This is a genomic window from Pseudomonas sp. EL_65y_Pfl2_R95, assembly GCF_963971045.1.
GTDB lineage: Bacteria > Pseudomonadota > Gammaproteobacteria > Pseudomonadales > Pseudomonadaceae > Aquipseudomonas.
The window spans coordinates 448,289-474,204 of the sequence record NZ_CAXAOV010000005.1; the positions used below are offsets into that span (position 1 = coordinate 448,289).

Below are 25,916 nucleotides of genomic sequence, written 5' to 3' on the forward strand. Positions count from 1 at the left end.
GTGCCCACCAACCTTTATGTCCTGTGCATTTATTTAATTAGACGAATGTCTCTTTAAAGGTACACTTGTGGCATACGAAATTAGACGTGCTCTTACAGCCAACCGCATTGATATCTATCAGTGCTGGCTAGATACCCTGCGGGACCGCAGGGCCAAACTGAAAATAATGACCCGCGTGGACCGCGCCGGGCAGGGAAACTTTGGCGTGCATCACTCAGTTGGAGAGGGTGTCTACGAATTGGTCATAGATTATGGCCCCGGCTACCGGGTGTACTACGCAATGGCAAGCAGAGAAATAGTTCTCCTACTGGGAGGAGGCACAAAAAAACTGCAACAGAATGATGTCGATCAAGCCAAAGCGATCTGGCAGATGGTTAAAGAGGGGAACAGCAATGGTTAGCACAATTTCGCATGATAACGCCGTGATCGAAATGCTCAGCAAAGACCAGGGATTCGCGCTTGAGTATCTTGCCTCTGCATTCGAAGAGATCGATGAAGTGGGTGGAGAAGCGGTTTTTCTACAAGCAGTTCGACGCGTTATTGAAGCAAGAGGGGGAATGTCTGCAGTGGCTAATGCTACCGGCCTAGCTAGACCCAACCTCTACCGTACGCTTTCTGCACAGGGTGATCCAAAGCTATCGACCCTGCTAAAAATTTTATCTGCTTTAGGTATTGGTCTGTCTAAGGTTGCGACTCACAAACAGTGCGATTCAGAGCCCGCCGCGCAGAGCTGATTATTAAGCAGCCGTTGCAGACTAAAGGTTTATAACAGCTGCTGATCGCTTTGGTTACTTTGCTCACCCCGACTCCCTGCCGATAATCATTGCCGCTAGTGGCTGCGCCTGTAAGGGCAAAATACCCTAGGTCTATACCTGCCTAATGGCTTCGTGATAAACGATGATCTTTTGAGTGTGTCACATGGGAAAATTACCCAACGTTATAGTTAAAGTTGTTGATGCTTGGATGTCACTTTCAATTTCACCGTCAGCAGACTTTAAAAACAACTCACCTCAATGACTAATCATCCACGGCCGGCCAGCGGGTTTGCTTTTCAGGGCGTGGGGGTTGGCTTTGGTTGGGGCCAGTGGTTTGTTGGGGGTGCAGCAGCCGCAGCCTTTCGGGTGTTTGCGATTTTGTTTGTATTCATCAAGAGTTTGCGGGGCGTTGGCGCTGCGCTCGTTGGCCGCGATGGCGCGACGCTGGGTGCCCGGCATTGTCGCCAGACTCGGTGCGCTCAGAATCACGCGCTTACTCAAGGTGCCGCAATACGGGCAATCGCAGGGTTGATCGCGATCAGCCATGGGGCGCAGCAGGGTGAAGTCACCGCAACTGGCGCAGTCATATTCATAGATCGGCATGCCCGGCTCCTGAAATACTAGTGTTCACCACCCTGACAAGCCTGGCCGCCGTCCAAAGCGCCAAACTTGCCAGGGGGAGAACTCGGTTGCCGGGGTAAACCACCGGCGTGTTGATCGATAAATCGGTTGGGTTTAAAGGTCCGGCGCAATCGGCAGATCAATGCTGCCGTCGAGGAACTTGGTCGGACCGTTGGCGTTCGGGTTGATGTCGAAATCGAAAATTTCGGTCGGCAGCCACAACGTGGCGCAGGCATTGGGTACGTCGACAATCCCGCTGATATGCCCCTGTACCGGCGCCGAGCCGAGCAATGCATAACCTTGCGCTGGCGAATAACCAAACTTGGTCAGGTAGTTAATCGCATTCAAGCAAGCCTGCTTGTAGGCAATGTTAACGTCGAGGTAGTGCTGCTTGCCTTCCTCATCAACCGAGATGCCTTCAAAGATCAGGTAGTTGTTGTAGTTGGGCACGATCGGGCTTGGCTTGAAGACTGGGTTTTTGATGCCGTACTTCTCCATGCCGCCTTTGATCAGCTCGACCTTCATGTGAATCCAACCGGCCATCTCGATGGCGCCGCAGAAGGTGATTTCGCCATCGCCTTGGCTAAAGTGTAAATCGCCGACAGACAGACCCGCACCGTCTACATAAACCGGGAAGAACACCTTGGAACCACGGGACAAGTCCTTGATGTCGCAGTTACCGCCGTGTTCACGCGGCGGCACGGTGCGCGCGCCAGTCAGCGCAGCCAAGTCGCGCGCTTCACCCTTCATTTTGCCCATGTGCGCAGTTGGCGCCATCGGCGGGTTGGCCAGTGCCGGAACGCGATGCGGATCGGTGTCGATCAGTTCCTGCTCGCGCTTGTTCCAGTCGGCCAGCATTTTGTGATCAGGCAAACAGCCGATTAAGCCCGGGTGAATCAGACCGGCAAAGTTCACACCCGGAATGTGCCGCGAGCTGGTGAACATGCCTTTGAAGTCCCAAATGGCTTTTTGCGCCATTGGAAAATGATCGGTTAAAAAACCACCACCGTTCTGTTTGGAGAAGAAGCCATTGAAGCCCCACATAGATTCGGCTTTGGCGCCAATGTCGAGCAGATCAACCACCAACAAATCACCGGGCTCAGCGCCATGGACACCCACCGGGCCAGACAAGTAGTGCACGGTAGACAAGTCCACATCCCGTACGTCGCTGGCGTCGTCATTGTTCTTGATCGCGCCAGCCGTCCAGTCATAGGTTTCCAAGATGAAATCTTCGCCCGGCTTCACCCAACACGCCATCGGAATATCTGGATGCCAGCGGTTATGGATCTGCTCATTCTCGGTGGCTGGCTGATTAAGGTCGACCTTGATTAGCGTTTCGGTCATGACAAGACTCCTGGGACCATTGATAGGACATTGCGCGGCAACGCCGGGTATGGAGCTAGTCTTAAACGTGGACGAAAAACACGAAATACGCTGAATGACGTATGGGCAAAAGCCGCTACTTACGAGGCTTTCAGCACGAAGCGCACAAGCAAAAAAAGCCAGCACAAAAACCTGTGCCAGCTCGGCTATCGACGATGTTGAACAACCGCTTAGGCGTGAGGCTACACCGACAAGTAACGACTAATGGTGGCCTCATCGACCTTGTCGCGGGTTTCCTCGATGACAAACTTGCCCTTCTCTATCACTAGAAAACGATCCGCCACTTCCATGGTGAACGACAGCACTTGCTCGGACACCACAATGGTTAGATCACGCAGATTGCGAATCTCTTTGAGCTTGTGGGCAATGTCTTTGATGATCGAAGGCTGGATGCCCTCAGTTGGCTCATCCAGCAATAAAACCTTGGGGTTGGTCGCTAGGGCACGAGCAATCGCAAGCTGCTGCTGTTGGCCACCGGAAAGGTTACCGCCCTTGCGTGAACGCATCTCGTGCAGCACTGGAAACAAGGCGTAAAGATCATCCGGCACTTTGCCTTTGGCTGAAGCTGGCAGGCCGGTCTGAATATTCTCCAGGACGCTCATGTGCGAAAAAATCATCCGCCCCTGCGGCACATAAGCGATGCCATGCTCCACCCGTTGATGGGTTTCCAGCTTGGATACATCCTGACCGTCGATGGTTATCTGCCCGCCCCACTGCGGAAGCACCCCCATCAGGCTTTTAAACAGCGTGGTTTTGCCCATACCGTTGCGACCCATGACCGCAACGATCTCCTTCTTGGCCACGTCCAAATTAAGTTCGTGAAGGATTTGGCTCTGGCCGTAACCGGACACCAGATTGCTTATTTTAAACATGGCTATCCCCTGTAATGGTTCGCAGGATCACCCCAGGCAAATCCTGCAAACGCACGGTCTTTCTGTTCGATAAATAGGGCTCTTGGCACAGGGCAATCAATGCCCTAAGTACACCTCAATCACTTTGGGATTGCTCTGCACCGTTTCCATGCTGCCCTCGGCCAGTACCTTGCCTTGGTGCAATACGGTCACCCTGTGAGCGATGCTTTTAACGAACTCCATATCGTGCTCAATAACCAACACTGAACGACCCTGGCTGATACGATTTAGCAGCTGCGCGGTCTGCGCCCGCTCGCTAACACTCATGCCTGCAACGGGCTCATCAAGCATCAGCAGCGCTGGGTCTTGCATCAGCAGCATGCCGATCTCCAGCCACTGCTTTTGTCCGTGGGACAGCAAGTCAGCTTGCTTATCGAGGAAATCACTGAGAAAAATCTCGCTGGCGACCTCCTCAACCCGAGCGATGACCTCTGGAGTGCGTTTAAAAAATAGTGCGCTGAATACTTTGCGGCCTTTGGGATAAGACATTTCCAGGTTTTCGAACACCGTCAGGTTCTCGTAGATCGACGGGTTCTGAAACTTGCGCCCTACTCCAGCACGAACGATGTCGAACTCGCGCATTTTGGTCAGCTCACGCCCATCGAACTCGATGCTGCCAGCGGTTGATTTGGTCTTGCCACAGATCAAGTCCAGCACCGTGGTTTTCCCGGCACCGTTGGGCCCGATCACCACATGCACTTCATTGCGATCGACGTACAGGTTCAAATCGTTGACCGCCTTGAAGCCATCGAACGATACCGTCAACCCTTCAATGGCCAATACGGGTTTGGCTGCTTGGAATCCTGCTGGGCTATTCATGGCGTGGTCTCCAGTTCACGGGGGGCTTGCGCGGCGAGGGGCTTGCTTGCCGTAGCGCGGGCCTTGGGTACCGGCTGACCGAATAGCTTGTTGCCAAGCGAAGTGCGTGAAATCCATTTACGCCCGTGGCTCTCCCACAACCCGGCAATACCATTGGGGAAATACATGACGACGACGATAAACAAGCCGCCCATCAAGTACAGCCACAGTTCGGGGAAGCTTTCGGAAAAATAGGTTTTGCCGAAGCTCACCAACAGGGTTCCGTATACCGCGCCAAGCAGCGACATACGCCCACCCACGGCGGCAAAAATGACCATCTCAATTGACGGCACAATGCCGACGAAACTGGGCGACATAAAGCCAACCTGCAAGGCGAACATCGCCCCACCAATAGCCGAGAAAGCGGCCGCCACGCAGAATACGAAGATCTTAAAGCTGGCGACGTCATAGCCGGAGAAACGCACGCGCTCTTCTTTGTCGCGCATGGCCATCAACAGTCGACCCAGTTTCGAGGTAAGGATAAAGCGACCCAGCAATACACAGCCCAGCAGCAACAATGCATTAACGAAGTAAAGGATGATCTTCGAACTATCTGGGCGGATATCCCAACCCATGAGCGTCTTCAAATCGGTGATGCCGTTGACCCCACCCGTGAGACCCTGTTGACCAATAATCAGGATGGTCAGAATCGCGGCAATTGCTTGGGTGACAATAGAGAAATACACATCGCCAACCCGACGTTTGAACATGGCGATGCCAATAATCAAAGCCAACAGGGTGGGAACTGCAATTACCGCCAAAACGGTGAAACTGAAGCTATGGAACGGCTGCCACATCGCGGGTAATTCGGTGATCTGGTTCCAATCCATAAAGTCCGGAATGCCGGGAGTGGACTGGATCTTGGTGCTTTCTGGGTCGGATGCTTCTAGCTTAAGAAACATCGCCATGCAGTAACCCCCAAGGCCGAAGAAGATGCCTTGGCCGAGACTTAGAATACCGCCGTAGCCCCAGCACAGCACCAGCCCCACGGCAACAAATGCGTAAGTCAGATACTTGCCGACCATGCTCAGACGGAAGGTATCGAGCATCAGCGGGAACACCACCAGGATCAACACAGCCAACACCAACAAGCCAATGGCCCCCTGCTTGCCACCGAGCAGACTTTCATATGCGTTTTTCATGGACGGCTCCTACGGCTCTGCATCACGCTTGCAGCCACCCAGAGGGCTACTGCAAACTCCTGCGCCAGCGCACTGGCGCCTTTCAAAAGAGACATCTGCATTACTTGCGCACCTTTATCGAAAACAGGCCTTGAGGGCGCAACATCAGGATCAAGATCACTGCGGATAAGGTCAGTACTTTGGCCATTGAGCCAGAGAGGAAAAATTCCATGATCGACTGCGCTTGAGCGATAGTGAATGCCGAGGCAATGGTGCCCACCAAGCTGGCTGCGCCGCCGAAGACCACCGTAAGAAAGGTGTCGACGATGTACAGCGAACCGGCGGTTGGGCCCGTTGAACCGATAGTGGTAAAGGCCGCGCCCGCGACACCCGCAACACCGCAACCCAGGGCGAAGGTCATGCGATCAACTTTCTTGGTGTTAATCCCTACCGCGCGGCTCATCACCCGATTCTGCATCGTCGCGCGAACATGCAAACCCCAGCGCGAGCGGTACAACATGATGAAAATGGTGGCGGTCAGCAGGGCTGTCAGCCCCATCACAAACAAACCGTTTTTAGGAATATCAATGGCCGCTGAAGGCGCCCAAGACCCCATGATCCATTCCGGCATTTCTGCGCCGACCTCCCGTGCACCGAAGATCGAGCGGAACGCCTGTTGCATTACCAGAGACAAACCCCAAGTGGCCAACAGCGTGTCCAGCGGCCGGTGATAGAGCTTGCTGATCATCAACCACTCGACCAGCCAGCCAAGGGCCCCGGCAATCAAGAATGAGGCGACAATGGCGAAGAAAAAGTAGTACGGCTGCATCGCCGGGAAGTACTGCAAGGTGACGGATGAGATTACGTAAGTGGTGTATGCCCCGACGGTCAGGAACTCGCCGTGAGCCATGTTGATCACGCCCATCTGGCCAAAAATAATCGCCAGACCCAAGGCCATGAGCAGCAATACGCAGAATACCGACAGGCCGTTAAAGCCTTGCATAACGGCAATCGCGCCGAATTCGGAGAGTGATACGTCCATTTGGAAGGCTCCCGCTGGTGGAAAATTAAACAGGGAGATAAGCGTTCGCCCGACAATCATTGCGGGCGACCTTAGAGGCGATGACGCATGCGGTCATCGCTTCGTTTGTTGGCGTTGCTTACTGGTAGCCTTTAGGGAATGGGTTCGGCTCGATCAGCTCGGATTCGTGAACCACTTTGAAAGTACCGTCACCCTGGATCTCGGCAATTCGCGCCTTGCTCCACAAGTGGTGGTTTTCGTGGACTTTGACGTAACCTTCTGGCGCGGTGGTCAGTTCGATGCCAGGGGAGGCTGCAACCACTTTGTCGACGTCGAAGCTACCGGCTTTCTCTACCGCCGCTTTCCACAACCATGGGCCGAGGTAGCCAGCTTGGGTCACGTCACCTATGACCGAGTCTTTGCCGTACTTGGCTTTGAATTCCTCAACAAATTTCTTGTTGTTCGGGTTATCCAAGGTCTGGAAGTACTTCATAGAGGAGTAGAAACCCTTCATGTTCTCGCCACCGATGCCGAGCATTTCATCTTCGGTAACCGAGATAGTCAGTAGGGTTTGCTTGTCGGAGGTAATACCGGCGGCTTTCAACTGCTTGTAAAAGGCTACGTTGGAGCCGCCCACAACTGCGGCGAAAACCACATCCGGTTTTTTCAGTTTGATTTTGTTAGTCAGCGAACCGAACTGGGTATTACCCAGCGGGTAATATTCTTCGCCCACCACCTTGCCACCCAGCACGTTCTCGATGTGTTTACGGGCAATTTTCATCGAGGTACGCGGCCAGATGTAGTCAGAGCCGAGCAGGTAGAAGGTTTTGGCGCCTTTTTCTTTGGCGATCCAGTCGAGGCTCGCAAGGATCTGCTGAGTCGCTTCCTGACCGGTGTAAATCACGTTCTTCGACTGCTCCAGGCCTTCATAAAAAGTCGGGTAGTAAAGCAGACCGTTGTCTTTCTCAAAGATCGGCAATACCGCTTTACGCGAGGCGGAGGTCCAGCAACCAAATACCGCGGCAACCTTGTCGCTTTCTAGAAGTTTCTTGGCTTTCTCGGCAAAGGTTGGCCAGTCAGAAGCGCCGTCTTCTTGGATGATTTTGATTTGCCGACCCAAGATACCGCCCGAGGCGTTGATCTGATCAATCGCCAAACGCTCGGCCTGTATCGAACCGGTCTCAGAAATCGCCATGGTGCCAGTGGCGGAGTGCAACTGGCCAACTGTCACAGTGGTATCAGTCACGGCCAAACCGGTGGTGTTGGCGTCATCGGCCAAAGCGGTTTGGCTGAACATACTGGCTGCCAGCAATGAAAGCGCCGCGGCCCCCAGAGTCAGGCGCCGGGGAAGAAGTTTTTTCGCACCCGTCAGTCTTGAATCCATGGTCTTGCTCCTATTGTGGTGTTGCCGCACCGGCTCGCCTTGCGGGTGCCGTGTCGGGTTGCAGCAAGAATGCGGCTGTCGGCAGTCATGGCGGTATACGCAGGTTGACGTAACGGCATACGTCGTCTGACGTACAGGCAAATGCCCTGCACTGGTGCAAGATCACGCCTGAACAGCAGCCAGATTAAAGCTCGCGCGCGTGAGCGGGCCCTTGAGCGCTGAGGCATGCTTGTTGCAAGCAGCGACCTGGCCCCTATGGCTAATGTGCCGATCGCTCAATCGCTGTACAGACACTCAAGGAAACCGCGTCGTGCAACCAACCGGCACCCAGCGTATCGTCAAGATTCGCCGCGACTACAACAGCTGGGTCGCCGACGAAACCATGGAGGACTACGCGCTTCGTTTTACCCCGAAGTCATTCCGTAAATGGTCGGAGCTGCGCATTGCCAATACGGCGCTGAGCGCGGTTTCATTTCTCGCCCTTGAAGCTATTGGCGGCGCGCTGGCGATAAGCTACGGCTTCACCAACACGCTATGGGCCGTGCTGGCAGTGGCGCTGGTGATTTTTATGACCGGGCTGCCCATCAGCTACTACGCTGCTCGCTACGGCGTAGATATGGATCTGCTGACCCGAGGCGCGGGCTTCGGCTACATCGGCTCGACCATCACCTCGCTGATCTACGCCAGCTTTACCTTTCTGTTTTTCGCTCTGGAAGCCGCGATCATGGCGCTGGCATTGGAGCTGTATTTCAAGATCCCGCTAGCCGTGGCCTATGTCATCTGTTCGATTATCGTTATTCCTTTGGTGGCATATGGAGTTACCTTAATCAACCGCTTGCAGATGTGGTCTCAGCCGCTTTGGCTGTTCTTGCTGCTGCTGCCCTACCTGTTTGTGATGTGGAAAAACCCAACCGCCTTTAGCGACCTCACCAGTTTCGGCGGCCGCGTAGGTGAAGGCGGCACCTTTAACCTGCTGTATTTCGGCGCAGCCTGCACCGTGACACTGGCGTTGGTGACGCAAATTGGCGAGCAGGTCGATTACCTGCGTTTTCTTCCTGAGCAGACCCAAGCCAACCGCAAACGGTGGTGGGCAGCCTTGATCATGGCCGGGCCGGGCTGGATTATTCCCGGTGCCTTGAAGATGCTCGCCGGTGCGTTTCTGGCGTTTCTCGCCCTGCAACATGAAATCCCCATTGAGCGCGCCGCCGAACCGACGCAGATGTACCTCGTCGCGTTTAATTACGTGTTCAGTTCACCCGAGTGGGCACTTGGGGCAATGGTGTTGTTTGTCATCATCTCGCAGATCAAAATCAACATGACCAACGCCTATGCCGGCTCGCTGGCGTGGTCGAACTTCTTCGCCCGCGTGACGCATAGTCATCCCGGTCGAGTGGTCTGGCTGGTGTTCAATGTCGCCATTGCGCTGATGTTGATGGAGCTGGGCGTATTCGACGCCATCCAGCAGGTCTTGGGCCTCTACGCCAATATCGCTATCGCCTGGATCGGCGCACTGGTGGCAGACCTGGTGATTAACAAGCCGCTGGGCATGTCACCCAAAGGCATCGAATTTAAGCGCGCCCACCTCTACGACATCAACCCGGTTGGCGTCGGCTCCATGTTGATCGCATCTTTGTTATCCGGGCTGGCCTACGCGGGCTTGTTTGGCGCCATGGCTCAAGCGGCTTCTCCGATAGTTGCGCTCGGCAGTGCCTGTATTTTTGCGCCATTGATTGCATGGTTGACCCAAGGCCGGTACTACATTGCGCGCACCAGTGAGCCGCAACTGCTCTACCCTTCAGGGCCGCAGGCCACCTTAGAATGCGGCCTGTGCAGCAATGCCTTCGAAGTGCCCGACATGGCGTTCTGCCCGGCTTACAGCACACCCATTTGTTCACTGTGCTGTTCGCTTGATGCGCGCTGCGGTGATGCCTGTAAACCGCATGCCCGTCTGAGTGAACAGATAGACGACTTCGCGCGCTGGCTGTTGCCCAAAGGCTCAATTCCACGGCTACACAGTCGCCTGGCTCAGTATCTGGGGCTATTGACGGTGTTGGTGCTGGTGTTAAGCGGCGCGCTGGCGTTGATCTACGGGCAGATTTCCCATGGATTACTGCCGCATTCGCCGGAGATGCTTGCAACGCTGTATCAGTCGTTCCTCAAGGCCTTGCTAACCCTCTCGCTGTTTGCTGCGATTCTGGCTTGGTGGGTGGTGCTGACCCGCGAAAGCCGCCACGTTGCGCAGAAAGAATCAGACCGACAAACCGTATTGCTGATGCAGGAAATCGAGGCGCATCGGCGTACCGACGAAGAACTGCAAAAAGCCAAGGAAGCCAGTGAAGCCGCTAACGCCGCCAAGAGCCGCTATGTCACGGGGCTGTCCCATGAACTGCGCACACCACTTAACAGCATTCTCGGTTACACCCAGATTCTGCAGCGCGATGGCGCCATGCCCAGCCAACACAAAGACGCCCTTGGCACGATTTTCCGCAGTGGTTCGCACCTGCTTTCGTTGATAGACGGCTTGCTTGATGTGGCCAAGATTGAAGCTGGCAAGCTCAATCTTGAGTTCTCAGAAATTCCATTTCCAGAGTTTATTCACCAGCTTGATCGTATGTTTACTCCGCAAGCCGAGGAGAAAGGCCTGCGCTTTCGCTTGGAAACCACGGGCCGCATGCCGGCCGTTGTACGCGGCGATGAAAAGCGTGTGCGCCAGATTCTGATCAATTTGCTGGGCAACGCTGTGCGGTTCACTGACAGCGGCGAAGTTTGCCTGCGTGTGAGTTACCTGCGCGAAACGGCAAACTTCGAGATTATCGACACCGGTATAGGCATCGATCCGGAACATATCGAACGAATCTTCCAGCCCTTCGAGCGTGGCGATTTAATGCGCCAAGACAACGGCGTCGGACTTGGTTTAACAATCACCCGCATGCTCACCTCGCTAATGGGCGGCGAGTTGTCGGTGCGCAGCGTGCTCGATCAAGGCACCAGCTTTCAGGTGCGCCTGTTTCTCTCTGAGGTTCGCGTACCGCAAGCGGTGGTGCATGTCGAGCACGACATCATCGGTTATCAAGGCCCACGGCGGTTGATTTTGGTGGTCGATGATCACCTCGAACATCGACGCGTGCTCGCCGGTATGCTCGAACCACTGGGGTTCAATATCGCCCAAGCGGCCAGTGGACATGAAGCCATTCGCCAAGTTGCTCTGCTGCACCCGGACCTGATTTTCATGGACCTGTCGATGCCGCAAATGGACGGTTGGGAAACCAGCCGCCTGATCCGCCGCAACGCGCTGTCGCAAGTGCCCATTATTGTGCTCTCCGCTAACGCCTTTGCTGATGATCGCGAACGCAGCGCGGCCAGCGTGTGCAATGACTATTTGGCCAAACCGGTGCACACGCCGCAGTTACTTGATCGCATCCAGAAGCAGTTAGACCTGCAGTGGCTACACCGCCCCACCACTCAATTCGAAACCCACACGTCACCGCTTTGTTTGCCGGCAGCCAGTGACTTGGAAGCGCTGCATGAACTGGCCGCACTCGGTTATATCCGGGGTCTGCAGGACAAACTTGATGACATCGACAGGCAATCTGCGGACTTCATAGGCTTCACCGCCCCCTTACGCCTGCTGGTGAAAAACTTCCGACTCGACGAACTCACCCGCCAACTCAAGAAGGCCGACCATGAACGCGCTGACATCACCCCATGAACATGCGGCCGCCACCCGCGGCGTCATTCTGATTGTTGACGACACACCAGATAACCTGGCGCTGCTTTCTGATGCCCTAGATGATGCGGGTTATATGGTGCTGGTCGCGCTCGACGGCCTCAGCGCACTGTCGCGTATTCAGCGCCGCCGCCCAGACTTGATTTTGCTTGATGCCATGATGCCGGGCCTCGATGGATTCGAAACCTGCCGGCGGATCAAAGCCGAAGCACAGACAGCGGATATTCCCGTACTGTTTATGACGGCACTGACCGATAGCGAACACGTGATTGAAGGCTTCGCAGCAGGCGGTATCGATTACGTCACCAAGCCCATTCACCCCGAACAAGTGATCGCCCGCGTGGCCTCTCACCTGCGCACCGCGCAAATACTCAAATCCGCCCGCGAAGCCGCTGCGCCCAGAGACATCAGCCTGAGCAACGAAACGGCTTATGAAACATTGTCTGCACGATTTTCCCTGACCGAGCGTGAAGTCGAAGTGCTCAGCTGGGTCGCCTGCGGCAAGACTAATCGTGATATCGGGGACATCCTTGGCCTGTCACCACGCACAGTGAACAAACACTTGGAGCACGTTTACGTGAAGCTCGGCGTAGAAACTCGCACGGCTGCAGCCGCCGTGGCAATTTCTGCTAATGTGGGGCGATGATCAGGTGATGGCGCAGCAGGGCCTTGCGCCATCATCGTTTGCAGCATGCCCGCCTTCAATTAATCAAGTAATCCGCCTGCCGCGCATCCAGTGCAGATTTGGCCTGAGTCAGACAGCGTTGCAGCGCCAGCAATTAACAGGCAATTATGGGTCGCTTGTTAATTGACAGAGCAGCGTGCCCTGATGTGTTCACGGGTTCTAACTTCACAAGCCATATAAGCCCACCAGCAATTCACCGCAAATAGTCGTGCAACGAAATCATGCTGATTTGCTGATCGAAGGATGCTAGCGTAAAACAATAGCTAGCTATTGAATCGACGGCGAAAGAAACCACCCATGGATAAATGTATTGCTGATGGGCTACCTGGCCGCCAACGCTTGGGTGCAATTTTAGCCATCGGTCTTGGCATAACGATGGCCGTGCTCGACGGTGCGATTGCCAATGTTGCCTTGCCCACGATTGCCCAAGACCTGAACGCAAGCCCGGCTGAATCCATTTGGGTGGTCAACAGTTACCAGATCGCCATTATCATTTCGTTGCTGACCCTGTCATTTATTGGCGACTTGATTGGTTACCGACGTGTTTACCAATGTGGTCTTGCGTTGTTCTGCTTAACGTCGGTGTTTTGCGCCTTATCAACATCGCTGGATATGCTGACCCTCGCCCGAGTCCTGCAAGGCTTTGGTGGCGCCGCCTTAATGAGTGTTAACACCGCGCTGATACGGCTTATTTATCCACAGCGCTTTCTCGGCCGGGGCATGGGGATTAATTCCTTTGTCGTGGCCGTTTCATCTGCGGCAGGCCCGACTGTTGCGGCCGCCATCTTGTCGGTTGCGTCTTGGCAGTGGCTGTTCTTAGTCAACGTGCCCATTGGAATTTTCGCGTTGCTGCTGGCACTGAAGTTTCTTCCGCCCAATCAGCAAAAAGCCGCCAATCAGCGTTTCGACATTCCAAGCGCAATCATGAATGCATTGACCTTTGGCTTATTAATTTCAGCCATCAGTGGATTTGCACAAGGACAACCCGGCTTATTAATTGCCAGTGAGCTCGCAGCCTTTGTGGTGGTTGGGTACTTTTTTATTCGTCGCCAACTGAAACTTCCGGTCCCATTACTGCCCGTTGATTTACTGCGAATTCCTATTTTCTCGTTATCGCTGTGCACCTCGGTCTGTTCGTTTTGTGCGCAAATGATGGCACTGGTATCGCTGCCGTTTTTCATGCAAACAGTCCTGGGCAGAACCGCCGTTGAGACGGGCTTACTGTTAACCCCATGGCCACTGGCAACTATGGTTTTGGCACCGGTTGCCGGTTATTTGATTGGCCGCGTCCATGCCGGTTTATTAGGCTGTATTGGGCTGGCGGTTATGGCAGTGGGTTTGTTTGGCTTGGTCCTGCTGCCTCAAGACCCCAGCAGCCTCGACATTATTTGGCGCATGGCCTTGTGTGGCGCCGGCTTCGGTTTATTCCAATCGCCCAATAACCACACCATTATCTCGGCCGCCCCGAAAAACCGCAGTGGCGGTGCAAGTGGCATGTTGGGAACGGCGCGTTTGCTTGGGCAAAGCTTAGGTGCGGCGTTGGTAGCCTTGATGTTCAACCTGTTTCACGACAACGGCACCCACGCCTCACTAATTTTGGCCGGATGCTTTGCGGTGCTGGCCGCCATCGCGAGCAGTTTACGCATGTCACAATCCAGAACCTCGTAAACCGCCGAATCGCCTAATGAGCGACTAACATCCACAGCCCCATACCGACCATCATCAGGTTCTCGGTTAAGGATACAAACCCCAGCGGAACGTTGCTGTCGCCGCCAACGCAAGCGCACTTCAGCTCTCGTTTATCAAGGTATACCGCTTTAAACACGGAATAAGCGCCGATACTGCCAATGAAAATGGCCAGCGGAGCTGAAAGCCAAACCAGCGAACCGGATATCATCAGCACGCCGGCAATGAGTTCCCCGAACGGGTATGCATAGGCATACCTAACCACCCGGCGAGCCAATAAGTCGTAGCCCAGAAACATGTTGGAAAAGCTTTCCAGGTCGCGCAACTTGAGCGACGCCAAGATGCACATGCTGAACGCCACGAACCACTCAAGGGCTTGTAGTGTAAACAGGCTGCCAAACGCCAACCAGGATGCAGCCAACGCCATCAGCGCCGCCGTTGCAAACACCACGATTACCGGTTGATAGGTGACTTCATCCGGGTCTTTAACGGGTTTGCCCAGGTGCTTTTTCAGATCATCAAAACCACCAATTCGGTCGCCGTTGATAAAGACCTGCGGCGTTGTTTCTACCGAGTGTTTAGCCATAAATGCATCGGTTTCTTCGCGAGTGCGAAGCCAGTTGTCCTCGACTTCGAAGCCTTCTCTTTCAAGCAGGTCGAGTGCTTTCAAACCGAACGGGCACAGGTGCTTTTCCATAACCATTCGATAAATCGTTGCGTGCTTCTGATTGTTACTCATGCGTAATCCCCATTCAGCCTGGAGGCTTTTCGCATGCCAAGCGCCGTAGCGAACTGCCTCGCGCATGATGCTAAAAAGCCATTTGGTGTACAAAAATGGGAAAATTGTCAGGTGTTAAAGTTCATTGAGAATGAGCAGGCGCATACGTCAGGACAGTTCAGAGATCGAAAAGAGAACGGGCATATTTCCAAGGTAGCCAAGCAGAAAGGTAAATCACTTTGGGCTAAAAGGGATTGATCACTGGCAGCCGCTATCAACAGTCCAGACCATTGTCTGGACGGTGATATGCGGATGGCTATCCAGGGGTTCCCATTCCTCAATAGGTGAAAAACCCTGCTTAAGGTAGAAGTTCAAGGCTCTGATGCTGTCTGAGGAGACCTCAAGAAAAACCCGATCATGGCCTTTCTCAAGCGCACGAGACTTGACTGCCGCAACGAGTTGAGTTGCCACGCCAGAGCCGCGTGCAGCGGGTTCGACCCACATGCCTATCAAGTTATAGCGATTCGCGCTGCTGAGCACTGCCCCCACCATTCCCACCGGCTTATCATCACAGATGGCCAACCAGAACTCTGTTGTGGCGGACGATGCGCGTACCTGCCACTGTTCGTCACTGTAATTCGCTGCAGTTTGATAGCTCACGGCAAACGCTGTCGGCGTGTCCAAAAGCGCGGCAAGCCGGACGTGCTTCAAAAGCATCCAGTCCTTTGCTTGGGTCAATCGAATACCCATGGTCTTCCTGATAATCGGTAAAACCTCAACGTCTCACAACAATGTTGAGGGAGCAACCGCAATGAAAGACCCACACCAGCCGTTACCCAAGCAAGAGCAAGAGCAACGGCGGACAAACCGCCAAGGGGGCATCAGGCCTTTGACCCAGCCTGTTAAACCACTAGGCCAAGTAACGCTCGGTCAGTTTGATCCAACAATCTGCGCCGAGGTCGATCAGTTCATCGTTAAAGTCGTAATGCGGGTTATGGACCGAGCAACCGTGGAACTCGCCAGTGCCGTTGCCCAACATGAAATAACAGCCGGGCCGTTCTTCCAGCATATAGGCGAAGTCTTCGGTACCCATGACTTTTTTCGGCAACGTCGAGAGCACCTGACCTTCGGCAAACAGTGGGCTAAGGCTCTGGCGTAGTATTTCGGTTTCATGTTCGTGGTTGACCAGAGCCGGAGCCAGCTGAGCCATGCTCATGTCGATCTTCACGCCAAAGCTCAGCTCATGGCCTTTAACGATCTCAGTCAGACGGGCGTTGATCTTTTGCTGAGTCTCGGTGGTGTCGGTGCGCACGCTAATCAGCATCGACGCTTCATCAGGAATGATGTTGTAGACCGTGCCCGCTTGCACGGAGCCAATGCTGATGACGGCATACTCCTGCACTGCCAGCACCCGAGATTTGATGGTCTGGATGGCGTTGATCAGGCTCGCCAATACCGGAACCGGATCCAGGGTTAGCTCAGGCATGGCGCCATGGCCACCCTTGCCGGTGATATTGATGGCGACCCGCTCTGAAGACGCCATGGTTGGCCCGGCCTGAACGACACAGGTTCCGACAGGGATGCCTGGCATATTGTGCAATGCGAAGACGGCATCGCAGGGGAAGCGCTCGAACAAGCCGTCGTCGATCATAGCCTTGGCGCCGGCAAGGCCTTCTTCGTCGGGCTGGAATATCAGGTTAAGGGTGCCATTGAACTGGCGCGTCTCAGCAATTCGCGCAGCGGCGGCGAGCAGAATCGTCGTATGGCCATCGTGACCACAGGCATGCATGCGGCCTGGGACACGGCTGGCATGTGCGAACTGATTTTTCTCACTCATGGGCAGCGCGTCCATGTCGGCCCGGATGCCCAGCGAACGGTCACTGTCGCCGTTGCGCAGCACGCCAACCAAACCATGACCACCCACATTGCGATGCACTTCGTAGCCCCAGCCCTCAAGCATTTCAGCGACCATCGACGCGGTGTTGGGCGTATCGCCACCCAGTTCGGGCGATGCGTGAATCTGGCGGCGAATATCGACAAAGGTGGCGCTGTCATAGTTCGCAGCAGTTTTTTGCAGGGCAGTAGACATAGTCATTACTCACGTCCTTTATGTTCAGGAAAGTAGTTGAGGCAAATCAGGCTCACGACACCACCCGCCACCAAGTAAAAAGCCGGGGCCATCGGGCTGTCGAATGCGGCGGTCAGGGATGCGGCGATCAAGGGTGAAAAGCCGCCAAATAGCATCACGCCAAAGCTGTAGCTCACGGAGGTGCCCAACGCGCGATTCTCCTTGGAGAAACCCTCCATAATCAGCGAGAAAAAGGCGCCGGCGCCCACACAGCTTGGCAATACCAATGCCGCCACCATCAGCATCGCCAGCGGCAAACTGGCGGTATGGCCGAGAACATAAAAAGCCGGAACCACCAACACCACAGGCAGCGCAACGGTCCAACCCAAGAGGCTCTTACGCAATTGATAGCGATCGGCGAAACGTCCCGCCAACGGGGTGATGATGGCGATACAGGCACTCGCAACGCAGGCAATGGCCATGGCGCTACTGCGCGGGTAGTTCAAGGCGGTGACTAAATAAGTCGGCATATAAAACACAAACAAATACATGCCAATGGTCGCGCTGGCCATCAGACCGATGCCCAGCCCGATACGCCGCCACAAGGCCGCAGAGGTGGCCGAGGCCGCAACTGATTTAGCCGGAGCCTGCTCATCGTGAGTCTCAGGCAGGCGGGTGCGGATGTACCAACCAACGGGGCCAATCAACAAGCCAAAGATAAAAGGAATTCGCCAGCCCCAACTCTCCAGTGATGCGGTATCCAAAAACTGGCTGAGGGCAAAACCGAATCCTGCACCGATCAAGGCAGCATAACCTTGGCTGGCAGGCTGCCAGCTAACCACTTCACAGCGGCGGGCACGGGTTGCGGACTCCATCAGAAACACCGAAGCAGTGCCGATTTCGCCTCCGGCTGAAATCCCCTGAATCAAGCGTCCGCAAACCAAGATGACCGTGGCGAGCACCCCAATCTGCTGATACGTCGGGCAGAAGGCAATCATCGCCGTGCCCAGCGTCATAAGGCCAATCGTCAGGCTCAAGGCCGCTTTACGCCCCTTTATGTCGGCGAAACGGCCAATCAACACTGCGCCCACTGGCCGCATCAGAAACCCAACACCGAATGTCGAGAGCGATAATAATAAAGAAGCAACGGCCGACTCGGTCGGGAAGAAATGCTTGCCGATCAAGACGGCGAAAAAGCTGTAGATAGTGAAGTCATACATCTCCAGCGCGTTACCCAAAGAGCATGCAATAACCACTTTGCGCTCTTGCTGGCGTGCCGGGGTGGGAGTGCTGTCGACACTCGTGACTGATAGCGTTTGCGCTTGCATAAGAGCCTATCTCCATCACCGTAGTTGTTGTGAAATCACTATCTGGCAAATGGAAAAACAATACACATGCACATTCGGCTAGGCATTAGCTATTGGTTAACTTGCTCGGCATGAAAGGCTCTAGCCTGCTTTATTGCGGGGCACAATAGGCCTCAGATAAGAGCGCCGCCCCAGATTAGCCCAGTGTTGCGCAGCTTAGGGTTGGCGAATCGGTTTCCATCCTTCACGTTATCTATTGGCCAATGAGTCATAAAAACCCACTCCACCCGCCACCGCTAAAATTCAATTAACTGTTTCGCATAGCATGAGCAAATAAACAATTACGTCCTTGGCGAAATGTTCACCGACTCTAGGGGTGAACCCAGTTTTCGCGAAAAGGACGACACAATGATCAGAACTTATGCCGGCACAGCTTCACTGGTTCTGCTGCTTCAAGGTGCGGGGCTGGCGCCAGTTGCCCACGCGGATGGCTTTCCGGCAATCAGCAGAATTGCTTCAGGCTTCGGTTACTACGGCGTCAACAATGGCTACGACGATATGTTCAAGGTTTACGGCAGCGTGGATGCATTCGCCAGCTACCACGACTCTGATCATCATTCAGGCTATAAAGTCGAAGGCGGCGGCGCATGGACCAACAAGCTCGGCGTCTATTCGCGCACGTCTCTAGCTCCAGACACTGTGGTTGAAGTCGACCTCGAAGAAGGCTTCAACCTCAATGGTGAGGCGCTCGACGGCACCTGGAGAGATGTTGGCGCATTGCGCTTGGCCGTCGTCGCTTTACGCTCCAGGCAATATGGCAAGTTAGAAGCAGGCAAGACCTACGGCATGGGCACGCCAACGTATGCCGATCCGTTTTTGGCCGTCTATGGCTCGCCCTACACCTATCTGACTACGCCAGCAGCGGGCAAAGGCGCCTATTATCTCGACCTGCGTCCCAAGCATACCTTGGCCTACACCACGCCAAGCTTTAATGGGTTGACCGTCGGTACAGCACTGACCTTCGGCTTCGATGATGTCGCCAGCGCCGGCAAAACCGTGCGCGGTCGTGGGATGAAGCTGCAATACAACAGCAGCCGCACCATCCTTCTGGCCTCTTACAACCAATATTACAGCGACCCCTGGGAGGACGCCGGACACCGTAAACAAACCCGCAATGACTACAAAAGCCTATCGGCGTTTTATGACTTTGGGCCGCTGTCGTCCAGCTTCACGTGGCAACGCCAGGATGTCGACGAGAGTGGTTCTCCGAGCATGACCGCTTATACCCTGGGTTTGATGATGCCGGTGGGCAAAGCCGATGTGGCGCGGATGGTGCTGGTCCAGCGAGAAGTCGAGTTCGGCAGCAAGGACGCGACCGGAATCATGCTCGGCTATGATCACTTTTTCACACCGCAGTGGGCGGTTTATGGACGCATCGGCATGGTCAGCAACCAAAGCCAATCATCGCTCAGCTATGCCGGTACACCCGTTGACCAGCCCGGCGATGACCCGCAAAACCTGATGCTGGGTATGTATTACCACTTCTGATCAAATCAAACCTGCTCTGGCGCAAACAACCGAGCTTTCATCTCTTGATATAGCTCTTCTGCGGGCGCGGTAAGGCTATGCCGGTCGATGCACACCAGATTGATCGGGTAGTCCGGAATGAGCTCCTGGATTTCCACTTGAGCCAAATCTTCACCCTGTGGATAACGGTTGAAATCCTTGACCGCCAACTCGCTGATGGTCATCAGCGACTCGGTGTTTCTGATCAGGTTCAGCGCCAGCATGATTGATGTGCACTCAATCGCGCTCTGCGGGCGTCGCACATCGTTGACCTCGAACAACTGGTGAAACTGCGACGCGGGTTCGTCCAGTTCGTCCAGGCTAATCCAGTTGGCGTATTGCAAGGAACGTAGCGAGCGCGAGAACTTGTGCTGATTACTTTTATGGCAAACCACCAATCCTTTGACGCTGCCCAAGGCTTCCCAATCCAGATTCAGCCGGCTTAGGGGTTGCTGGGAGGTAACGGCAAAGTCCAGTGAGCCATCACGTAGGCGTTGCAGTATCTGATTCGGGCGCAGGTCAGTGATGCTGATGGTTAACCGCGGGAATTTGCGGCGGATCGCCAGTATGGCTTCATCCAGACCTTCGAGCATTGCCGTTAACGAGGTGACCCCAATCGCCACTTGTCCGACCGTGGCATCTTGGATATGCGCGGCGTCCACCTGTAAGCGCCGGATGCTTTCCACAACCAGATTGGCATGCCGAATCACCCGCCGCCCTTCCTCAGTCAGCGACATTCCCTTGTATGAACGCTGAAGCAGGCCAAAGCCCAACTCTCGCTCCAACTCTTTGATAGAGCGGCTCAATGCGGGCTGGGTAATGTGCATGACTTTAGAGGCTTCCTGAATACTTCCAGACTGGTGAATCGCCACCAGCGCCTTAAGTTGATGAAGTTTCATCCCTGCTCGCCCCCGCCTAATCAAGCGCTGGAATTAACCATAGGCGCAGAGCAAAAGCAAACCGTTCTCGGTGGTGTAGATAGTGGCTTATGCACAGTATGGACGGCGGTTTTACCGAAAAAAACGGGATCAAAACCAAGTCATAAATGCAAACATGCGAGACTAGTCGCCGAGCGGAACATCACCTGCAATTAGCTATGATCACGAGCCTGCCTGCTGAACAATTACGCCGTCACAACGCGGTCTTTCCCGGACTCCAGGAGCGCAATCCATGACAGCTTTGCCCACTGATCAGATCGCCCAACAGCTGGCCTTTCTTATGGAGCTGGATAAGTTGAAGTCAGTGCTGCGCCAATCGCCACTGATCAATCAGAGCCGCAAAGAAAACTCGGCGGAACACTCCTGGCACCTGAGCATGTTTGCCCTCGTCCTTTCAGCCCACGCGCAGGAGAAAGTCGATACGCTGCATGTGATCAAACTGCTGATGGTTCATGACATCGTCGAGATAGACGCGGGTGATCACCCGATACATTCAAGCAGCGAGCCCAGTGCGCTGATTGCACACGCAGAACAACAAGCCGCAGAGCGAATTTTGGGCTACTACCAGACGCCAGTGGCCGCGAAATGCTGGAACTCTGGCGCGAATTTGAAGTGGCGCAAACCCCCGAAGCGATCTTTGCAAAAGCACTGGATCGGTTACAGCCTTTGCTGATCAATACCCTGTCAGAAGGGGGCACATGGAGCGAAAATGGTGTCAGCCAGCAACAGGTAATTGAACGCTACGGCCCAACGATCGCCCGAGGTTCACCGGCACTCTGGGAGGTCGCACGCAAGCATGTCAGTGAGTTTTTTGCCACGAGAGACAGTCACTAACTGGGCGATTCGATTTCGGGCAAACGAACGCTTTGATGCGCTCGCCTCGCCGTGGTGATCAAGCTTCATTTGAGCCGCTCGGATGCTTTTTGATACACGGCTTCATTCTCACGTTTATCGATAGCAACTACGAACACCACAACCTCTTGGTCTATGACCTGGTAGACAAGGCGATAGCCCGCGCTACGCAGCTTTACTTTGTAGCAATCTGGCAGCTCGCGTAAGCGGTTGGCCTCGATACGTGGGCTTTTCAGGATCGCCGCCAGCTTTTTCTTGAATTGTTGTCGAACCGTGTCTCCCAGTTTTTGCCACTCCTTCAGTGCGCGCTGGTCAAACTCAAGGCTAAAGGTCACCCAGCGTCACCTTAACGCGCTGAGGTGAAGCCAATCGCTCGCGTACAGTGTTTATGAGGATTTCATCTTCTTCTGTCATGAGGACAGGTCGGAAGGGAAGCTGCCCGCGGTCAGCGACGTACTGCAAGGCTTGGCGCATGAGTTCAGACGGTGTCACACCCAAACGCTCTAGTTCGCGATAAGCGCGGGTTTTGAGGTCATCATCCACACGGACATTGATCGAGGCCATGGCTAAGACTCCTGTAAAGACATATGTCTTTACATTGGCATAGCAGGACCCATTATTCAAGTACAGTAAACCTTAATCAGGACGGGACAGCAGTGTGCGCATGGCTTAACGTCACGCTGAGCGGGGATGCCACCGCCTAATCGTAAATTGAGCCCGGTAATATTCATAGCATTCAGCACCTCAGCGCAGCGCATCAAGCAAGCGGTAATAAGCAATACCAGCGCCCAAGTAGAGGCGTTGCAATCCATGCAGTGGGATTGAACGCATGGCTGTTACTGGGAACGGAAAGTGATTGCTTAAGCCTGACACTCTTGCCGCCAAGTGCTTACCCAGAGCAGTCGATAACGCTATTCCCCGGCCGTTGTAACCCAGCAAGATCGACAAGCCCGGAGCAGGCTCATGCAGCTGTGGTAGGAAGCCTTGGTTCAATGCAACCCGTCCACTCCATCTGTATTCGATTAGAGTGCCCGCTAGCTGCGGAAACAAAGTCACTAGAGAGCGTTCCAAGTGCCCCCAGTCAGAGTCGTGCCTTGGCTCAGAAAAGGGGCCGCGCCCGCCAAGGAGCAAACGACCTTGAGCGTCCTGTTTAAAATATAACAACAGGCGCCGGGCATCAGAGCAAACTTCACCTTGCGGCAAAATGCTCTGCCGTAATTCGTGACTCAGCGGCCTCGTCGCAATGATAAAGCTGTTGGCAGCAATAACCGTCTGGCGCAGGCCCGGCCAGAGGTCATCGGTATAGCCATTGGTGGCGAGAATTACCCGATCGGCGCTGACTTTCGGCCCATGACTGGTTGTAAGCGACCACTTTCCACCCTCGCGTCGCATTGCCCTGACTCGGCTCTGTCCATAAATACGGACCCCATGTTGCACTGCGGCGGCGGCCAATCCCCGCGCATAACTTAATGGCTGTACGCTACCCGCACGCGGATCAACCCAGCCGCCGTGGTAATGCTGACTGCCAATACGCGAATTCACGCCATCACGATCCAGCAGTTCAACCTTCACACCACGACGCCGCCATTGCTCTGCGCGCGACTCGATGGCTTTCATGCTGCTCCCCGAATAGGCTGGCTGTATCCAGCCTTTCTGAGTGGCATCACAACTGATTTGATACTGGCTGATAAGCCGAAAAACATCATCGGCGGCACCGCCAGCTGCACTAAGCATTGCCTCTGCCTGGTCCGAACCGTACTTAGCCACAAGCTGATCGGGGTCAAACTTTAATCCCGGGATTACTTGCCCACCATTACGCCCTGACGCACCCCAGCCCGGCTCACCGGCATCCAGTACACAGACGTTGACGCCCTGCTCGGCTAGGTGCAGAGCAGTAACCAAGCCGGTATAACCAGCACCGACAATTACCACGTCGGCGTGGCTGTCTCCGGCCAAGGCTGGAGCAGTAATCGCTTGGGTTGCGGTGGCGGCCCATAACGAAGAAGGCATTTGCAGCGATTTCTGCAACATCATACTGAGACCTCAGAACCTTGGTTAAGCATGCGCCGAAGGAAATCTTGAGTCCGAGGATGCTGCGGGTCGCTGAGCACCTTCTTTGCGGGCCCCTCCTCAACAATGGTTCCGCTGTGTAAGAAACACACTTTATCTGCAACGTCCTGAGCGAAACCCATCTCATGCGTGACGACGATCATCGTCATACCTTCGTCAGCCAGTTTGCGCATCACTGCCAGTACCTCACCGACCAACTCTGGATCGAGTGCTGAGGTTGGTTCATCGAACAAAATAGCTTGCGGGTCCATCGCCAAAGCGCGCGCAATGGCCACCCGCTGTTGCTGACCACCCGATAATTCATCCGGGTAGGCATTCATGCGATGAGCCAAGCCCACCTTCTCTAACAAAGCCTCAGCCCGCTCAAGTGCAACTTGGGGGTTCTGATGCTTAACGTAAATAGGCCCTTCGGTGACATTCTGAAGCGCAGTACGGTGCGGAAAAAGATTAAATCGCTGGAAGACCATTGCAACTTTGGTGCGCAGTTCGTGAATGGATTTACTGTGACGATCGACTCGCTCACCACTGATTAAAATGTCGCCCTTCTCATAGCTTTCAAGCCCATTGATGCAACGCAACAATGTTGATTTTCCGGAGCCAGAAGGCCCGATCAGACAAACAACCTCGCCACTTTTAACGCTGAGATCGACCCCTTCGAGAACAGTGACATCACCAAAGCTTTTATGAACGCTTTTGATCTCAATCATGACTTTCTCCGGGTATTAAAACGGGCCTCTAAGCGACGCAAGGAATAGGACAAGGGCAAGCTCATTGCCAGATACAGCAGCGCCACCAAGGTGTACACGGTCATGTTCTCGAATGTCGAAGAGGCTATTAGCTGACCTGCGCGAGTCATCTCCGCAACTGTGATCGTGGACACCAACGAGGAGTCCTTGAGCATCATTACAAGGGTGTTTCCATAGGGCGGCAAAGCAATGCGAAATGCTTGAGGAAGTACCACACGACGCATAATCATGCCGCCGCGCATTCCAATGGACTCAGCTGCCTCAATTTGCCCTTGATGAATAGCCTGGATACCTGCGCGAAAGTTCTCTGCTTGGTAAGCCGAGTACGCGATCCCGAGGCCAACCACGCCGGCTTGCATTGCGCTCAGCTGGATGCCGAAATCGGGCAGCACAAAATAGATGTAGAACAGCTGAACAATGATTGGTAGCCCACGAATAACATTGACCACGCCAATGGCCAAAAGCGAAATCGAGCGTATTTTTGACACCATCATCAGTGCAAAAACGAGCCCTATCAGTGAGCTGATCACGAAAGATCCAGCTGTGACCTGCAGCGTGACGACCGCCCCTTTCAAAAGAATGGGCAGGAAGTCCAGAGCATTCTGGAGGAACATAAGAGAGCCCGTTAATTCAGAAATGAAGTGGGCCGGCCCTAAGCACGGCCCAAAAAGTGATTAATTAAGCTTCCACTTCTTAATAATCTGCTCGAGAGAACCATCGGCCTTAATGGCTGCGATGCCGCGGTTGACTTGGTCCAAGGTCTGGGTGTCGCCCTTACGCACGACCAAGCAAACGTCACCCATGACCACGGGCTCGTAGCTCTTCACCAACTTGACCTTTGACTGCTTGCCTTGAGCGAGTTGGTAGGCAAGGATCGGGTGATCGGCGAAGCCGGCTTTAACGCGGCCCAGTGCAATATCGCGCATGAGATCAGGAATGGAGTCATAACCTCGCACTTCTTTAAAGATCCCACGCTTATTCAGCTCATCAATGAAAACAGTCCCGACCTGAGCTCCAACCACTTCGCCTGCTAAATCTTCCATGTGCACGTATGCAGTCGAGTCGTCTGCCTTGACGATCAATCCTTCACCGTAGCTAAACACTGGGTCAGAGAACTGAACCACTTTCTCCCGCGGGGGCGTGCGCAGCATTGCTGCGGAGATGATGTCGATTTTGCTTGTTGTCAGCGAGGGAATCAGCGAAGCAAACGTCGTTTGTTGAATTTCCACATCAAAACCGCCTGCTTTACCGACTGCTCGGGCGGCATCAATCATCATGCCCTCGATAGTCTGGCTCTTAACATCGAGAAATGTGAACGGGATGCCGGTAGCGGTTGCCCCTACTTTGTAGAGAGGATCAGCAATTGCAAAGTTGGCTAAGAACGCACAGAACAATGCAAGAGCACGAAAACGATTTTTCATAGCGAATCTCCGATAGGACACTTTTATTGTTTGAAGTCCGTTTTGGATAACCTGATTGTGGGCAGCAGGTATAATTCG

The 25,916-nt window shown here is 54.3% G+C and carries 25 protein-coding genes and 1 pseudogene; 8 read left to right on the forward strand and 18 right to left on the reverse strand.

Annotated elements, in window-relative coordinates:
- The first annotated feature begins 67 nt into the window (after positions 1-67).
- Entirely contained in the window at positions 68-400 is a 333-nt protein-coding gene (locus AACY09_RS17770) for a type II toxin-antitoxin system RelE/ParE family toxin (RefSeq protein ID WP_339489903.1), read from the forward strand.
- The gene (locus AACY09_RS17775; RefSeq protein WP_339489904.1) at positions 393-734 is read left to right on the forward strand and encodes an addiction module antidote protein; all 342 of its coding nucleotides are present in this window, start codon (positions 393-395) and stop codon (positions 732-734) included. The genes AACY09_RS17770 and AACY09_RS17775 overlap by 8 nt, the downstream gene beginning before the upstream one ends.
- Before the next feature lie 276 nt (positions 735-1,010).
- Here the strand turns inward: AACY09_RS17775 and AACY09_RS17780 are convergent, their stop codons facing one another.
- The 7 genes from AACY09_RS17780 to urtA form a co-directional block, all read right to left on the reverse strand.
- Positions 1,011-1,358: an FmdB family zinc ribbon protein gene (locus AACY09_RS17780; RefSeq protein ID WP_339489905.1), complete on the reverse strand. Its 348-nt coding sequence runs from the start codon at positions 1,356-1,358 to the stop codon at positions 1,011-1,013.
- A 132-nt stretch (positions 1,359-1,490) separates the two neighbouring features.
- Entirely contained in the window at positions 1,491-2,720 is a 1,230-nt protein-coding gene (fmdA, locus tag AACY09_RS17785; protein WP_339489906.1) for a formamidase, read from the reverse strand.
- Positions 2,721-2,941: 221 nt separating this feature from the next.
- On the reverse strand, positions 2,942-3,631 hold the full coding sequence (gene urtE, locus AACY09_RS17790; protein ID WP_339489908.1) for an urea ABC transporter ATP-binding subunit UrtE: 690 nt from the start codon (positions 3,629-3,631) through the stop codon (positions 2,942-2,944).
- Positions 3,632-3,727: 96 nt separating this feature from the next.
- Positions 3,728-4,489, reverse strand: a complete 762-nt coding sequence (gene urtD / locus AACY09_RS17795) for an urea ABC transporter ATP-binding protein UrtD (protein WP_339489909.1) — start codon at positions 4,487-4,489, stop codon at positions 3,728-3,730.
- A complete protein-coding gene (urtC, locus tag AACY09_RS17800; RefSeq protein WP_339489910.1) occupies positions 4,486-5,670 on the reverse strand; it encodes an urea ABC transporter permease subunit UrtC in 1,185 nt (394 codons plus the stop codon). The genes urtD and urtC overlap by 4 nt, the downstream gene beginning before the upstream one ends.
- A 100-nt stretch (positions 5,671-5,770) precedes the next feature.
- Positions 5,771-6,691 carry an urea ABC transporter permease subunit UrtB gene (gene urtB / locus AACY09_RS17805; RefSeq protein ID WP_339489911.1) on the reverse strand — a complete coding sequence of 307 codons (921 nt, stop codon included), beginning with the start codon at positions 6,689-6,691 and terminating at the stop codon, positions 5,771-5,773.
- Positions 6,692-6,809: 118 nt separating this feature from the next.
- Positions 6,810-8,054, reverse strand: coding sequence for an urea ABC transporter substrate-binding protein (gene urtA / locus AACY09_RS17810; RefSeq protein WP_339489912.1), 1,245 nt, complete (start codon positions 8,052-8,054; stop codon positions 6,810-6,812).
- A 262-nt stretch (positions 8,055-8,316) separates the two neighbouring features.
- On the opposite strand from urtA, the gene AACY09_RS17815 reads away from it, so the two are divergent.
- From AACY09_RS17815 to AACY09_RS17825, 3 genes are all read left to right on the forward strand, one after another.
- The gene (locus AACY09_RS17815) at positions 8,317-11,763 is read left to right on the forward strand and encodes an ATP-binding protein (protein WP_445323877.1); all 3,447 of its coding nucleotides are present in this window, start codon (positions 8,317-8,319) and stop codon (positions 11,761-11,763) included.
- Positions 11,738-12,427, forward strand: a complete 690-nt coding sequence (locus AACY09_RS17820) for a response regulator (RefSeq protein WP_339489914.1) — start codon at positions 11,738-11,740, stop codon at positions 12,425-12,427. The genes AACY09_RS17815 and AACY09_RS17820 overlap by 26 nt, the downstream gene beginning before the upstream one ends.
- 336 nt (positions 12,428-12,763) lie before the next feature.
- A complete protein-coding gene (locus tag AACY09_RS17825) occupies positions 12,764-14,134 on the forward strand; it encodes an MFS transporter (RefSeq protein WP_339489915.1) in 1,371 nt (456 codons plus the stop codon).
- Positions 14,135-14,147: 13 nt separating this feature from the next.
- Here AACY09_RS17825 and AACY09_RS17830 read toward each other — a convergent pair whose 3' ends face one another.
- Positions 14,148-14,891 carry a glutaredoxin gene (locus AACY09_RS17830; protein WP_339489916.1) on the reverse strand — a complete coding sequence of 248 codons (744 nt, stop codon included), beginning with the start codon at positions 14,889-14,891 and terminating at the stop codon, positions 14,148-14,150.
- A 33-nt stretch (positions 14,892-14,924) separates the two neighbouring features.
- Here AACY09_RS17830 and AACY09_RS17835 point away from each other — a divergent pair, with 33 nt between their 5' ends.
- Entirely contained in the window at positions 14,925-15,128 is a 204-nt protein-coding gene (locus AACY09_RS17835; protein WP_339489917.1) for a hypothetical protein, read from the forward strand.
- On the opposite strand, the gene AACY09_RS17840 is transcribed toward AACY09_RS17835, so the two are convergent.
- From AACY09_RS17840 to AACY09_RS17850, 3 genes are all read right to left on the reverse strand, one after another.
- Positions 15,129-15,620, reverse strand: coding sequence for a GNAT family N-acetyltransferase (locus AACY09_RS17840; RefSeq protein ID WP_339489919.1), 492 nt, complete (start codon positions 15,618-15,620; stop codon positions 15,129-15,131). It abuts the gene before it with no gap.
- A gap of 160 nt (positions 15,621-15,780) precedes the next feature.
- Entirely contained in the window at positions 15,781-16,965 is a 1,185-nt protein-coding gene (locus tag AACY09_RS17845; RefSeq protein ID WP_445323867.1) for a M20 aminoacylase family protein, read from the reverse strand.
- Entirely contained in the window at positions 16,965-18,266 is a 1,302-nt protein-coding gene (locus AACY09_RS17850) for an MFS transporter (protein WP_339489920.1), read from the reverse strand. The genes AACY09_RS17845 and AACY09_RS17850 overlap by 1 nt, the downstream gene beginning before the upstream one ends.
- Before the next feature lie 387 nt (positions 18,267-18,653).
- On the opposite strand from AACY09_RS17850, the gene AACY09_RS17855 reads away from it, so the two are divergent.
- Entirely contained in the window at positions 18,654-19,793 is a 1,140-nt protein-coding gene (locus AACY09_RS17855; RefSeq protein WP_339489921.1) for a porin, read from the forward strand.
- 5 nt (positions 19,794-19,798) lie between these two features.
- Here the strand turns inward: AACY09_RS17855 and AACY09_RS17860 are convergent, their stop codons facing one another.
- Positions 19,799-20,710 (reverse strand): LysR family transcriptional regulator, encoded by a 912-nt coding sequence (locus AACY09_RS17860; protein ID WP_339489922.1) that lies wholly within the window; start codon positions 20,708-20,710, stop codon positions 19,799-19,801.
- A 319-nt stretch (positions 20,711-21,029) separates the two neighbouring features.
- Here AACY09_RS17860 and AACY09_RS17865 point away from each other — a divergent pair.
- Positions 21,030-21,583: pseudogene (locus tag AACY09_RS17865) on the forward strand (HD domain-containing protein).
- Between the two features lie 65 nt (positions 21,584-21,648).
- Here AACY09_RS17865 and AACY09_RS17870 read toward each other — a convergent pair.
- The 6 genes from AACY09_RS17870 to AACY09_RS17895 form a co-directional block, all read right to left on the reverse strand.
- Positions 21,649-21,936: a type II toxin-antitoxin system RelE family toxin gene (locus AACY09_RS17870; RefSeq protein WP_339489923.1), complete on the reverse strand. Its 288-nt coding sequence runs from the start codon at positions 21,934-21,936 to the stop codon at positions 21,649-21,651.
- Positions 21,926-22,165 carry a type II toxin-antitoxin system RelB/DinJ family antitoxin gene (locus AACY09_RS17875; protein WP_339489924.1) on the reverse strand — a complete coding sequence of 80 codons (240 nt, stop codon included), beginning with the start codon at positions 22,163-22,165 and terminating at the stop codon, positions 21,926-21,928. Before AACY09_RS17875 ends, AACY09_RS17870 begins: the two co-directional genes overlap by 11 nt.
- Positions 22,166-22,345: 180 nt before the next feature.
- Positions 22,346-23,635 (reverse strand): NAD(P)/FAD-dependent oxidoreductase, encoded by a 1,290-nt coding sequence (locus AACY09_RS17880; RefSeq protein WP_339489925.1) that lies wholly within the window; start codon positions 23,633-23,635, stop codon positions 22,346-22,348.
- Positions 23,632-24,378, reverse strand: coding sequence for an amino acid ABC transporter ATP-binding protein (locus AACY09_RS17885; protein WP_339489927.1), 747 nt, complete (start codon positions 24,376-24,378; stop codon positions 23,632-23,634). Before AACY09_RS17885 ends, AACY09_RS17880 begins: the two co-directional genes overlap by 4 nt.
- A complete protein-coding gene (locus AACY09_RS17890; protein WP_339489928.1) occupies positions 24,375-25,031 on the reverse strand; it encodes an amino acid ABC transporter permease in 657 nt (218 codons plus the stop codon). The genes AACY09_RS17885 and AACY09_RS17890 overlap by 4 nt, the downstream gene beginning before the upstream one ends.
- A gap of 60 nt (positions 25,032-25,091) precedes the next feature.
- On the reverse strand, positions 25,092-25,838 hold the full coding sequence (locus AACY09_RS17895; protein WP_339489929.1) for an ABC transporter substrate-binding protein: 747 nt from the start codon (positions 25,836-25,838) through the stop codon (positions 25,092-25,094).
- Between the last annotated feature and the right edge of the window lie 78 nt (positions 25,839-25,916).

What these genes read in the sequence shown, in the direction of transcription:
- AACY09_RS17780 (WP_339489905.1), bottom strand. Translation starts at nt 1,358, where the DNA reads ATGCCGATCTATGAATATGACTGCGCCAGTTGCGGTGACTTCACCCTG.
- AACY09_RS17880 (WP_339489925.1), bottom strand. Translation starts at nt 23,635, where the DNA reads ATGATGTTGCAGAAATCGCTGCAAATGCCTTCTTCGTTATGGGCCGCC.
- urtD (WP_339489909.1), bottom strand. Translation starts at nt 4,489, where the DNA reads ATGAATAGCCCAGCAGGATTCCAAGCAGCCAAACCCGTATTGGCCATT.
- AACY09_RS17860 (WP_339489922.1), bottom strand. Translation starts at nt 20,710, where the DNA reads ATGAAACTTCATCAACTTAAGGCGCTGGTGGCGATTCACCAGTCTGGA.
- AACY09_RS17890 (WP_339489928.1), bottom strand. Translation starts at nt 25,031, where the DNA reads ATGTTCCTCCAGAATGCTCTGGACTTCCTGCCCATTCTTTTGAAAGGG.
- AACY09_RS17830 (WP_339489916.1), bottom strand. Translation starts at nt 14,891, where the DNA reads ATGAGTAACAATCAGAAGCACGCAACGATTTATCGAATGGTTATGGAA.
- AACY09_RS17775 (WP_339489904.1), top strand. Translation starts at nt 393, where the DNA reads ATGGTTAGCACAATTTCGCATGATAACGCCGTGATCGAAATGCTCAGC.
- urtC (WP_339489910.1), bottom strand. Translation starts at nt 5,670, where the DNA reads ATGAAAAACGCATATGAAAGTCTGCTCGGTGGCAAGCAGGGGGCCATT.
- AACY09_RS17875 (WP_339489924.1), bottom strand. Translation starts at nt 22,165, where the DNA reads ATGGCCTCGATCAATGTCCGTGTGGATGATGACCTCAAAACCCGCGCT.
- urtA (WP_339489912.1), bottom strand. Translation starts at nt 8,054, where the DNA reads ATGGATTCAAGACTGACGGGTGCGAAAAAACTTCTTCCCCGGCGCCTG.
- AACY09_RS17840 (WP_339489919.1), bottom strand. Translation starts at nt 15,620, where the DNA reads ATGGGTATTCGATTGACCCAAGCAAAGGACTGGATGCTTTTGAAGCAC.
- AACY09_RS17815 (WP_445323877.1), top strand. Translation starts at nt 8,317, where the DNA reads ATGTGCCGATCGCTCAATCGCTGTACAGACACTCAAGGAAACCGCGTC.
- AACY09_RS17855 (WP_339489921.1), top strand. Translation starts at nt 18,654, where the DNA reads ATGATCAGAACTTATGCCGGCACAGCTTCACTGGTTCTGCTGCTTCAA.
- urtE (WP_339489908.1), bottom strand. Translation starts at nt 3,631, where the DNA reads ATGTTTAAAATAAGCAATCTGGTGTCCGGTTACGGCCAGAGCCAAATC.
- AACY09_RS17850 (WP_339489920.1), bottom strand. Translation starts at nt 18,266, where the DNA reads ATGCAAGCGCAAACGCTATCAGTCACGAGTGTCGACAGCACTCCCACC.
- AACY09_RS17825 (WP_339489915.1), top strand. Translation starts at nt 12,764, where the DNA reads ATGGATAAATGTATTGCTGATGGGCTACCTGGCCGCCAACGCTTGGGT.
- urtB (WP_339489911.1), bottom strand. Translation starts at nt 6,691, where the DNA reads ATGGACGTATCACTCTCCGAATTCGGCGCGATTGCCGTTATGCAAGGC.
- AACY09_RS17885 (WP_339489927.1), bottom strand. Translation starts at nt 24,378, where the DNA reads ATGATTGAGATCAAAAGCGTTCATAAAAGCTTTGGTGATGTCACTGTT.
- AACY09_RS17895 (WP_339489929.1), bottom strand. Translation starts at nt 25,838, where the DNA reads ATGAAAAATCGTTTTCGTGCTCTTGCATTGTTCTGTGCGTTCTTAGCC.
- AACY09_RS17835 (WP_339489917.1), top strand. Translation starts at nt 14,925, where the DNA reads ATGCCAAGCGCCGTAGCGAACTGCCTCGCGCATGATGCTAAAAAGCCA.
- fmdA (WP_339489906.1), bottom strand. Translation starts at nt 2,720, where the DNA reads ATGACCGAAACGCTAATCAAGGTCGACCTTAATCAGCCAGCCACCGAG.
- AACY09_RS17820 (WP_339489914.1), top strand. Translation starts at nt 11,738, where the DNA reads ATGAACGCGCTGACATCACCCCATGAACATGCGGCCGCCACCCGCGGC.
- AACY09_RS17845 (WP_445323867.1), bottom strand. Translation starts at nt 16,965, where the DNA reads ATGACTATGTCTACTGCCCTGCAAAAAACTGCTGCGAACTATGACAGC.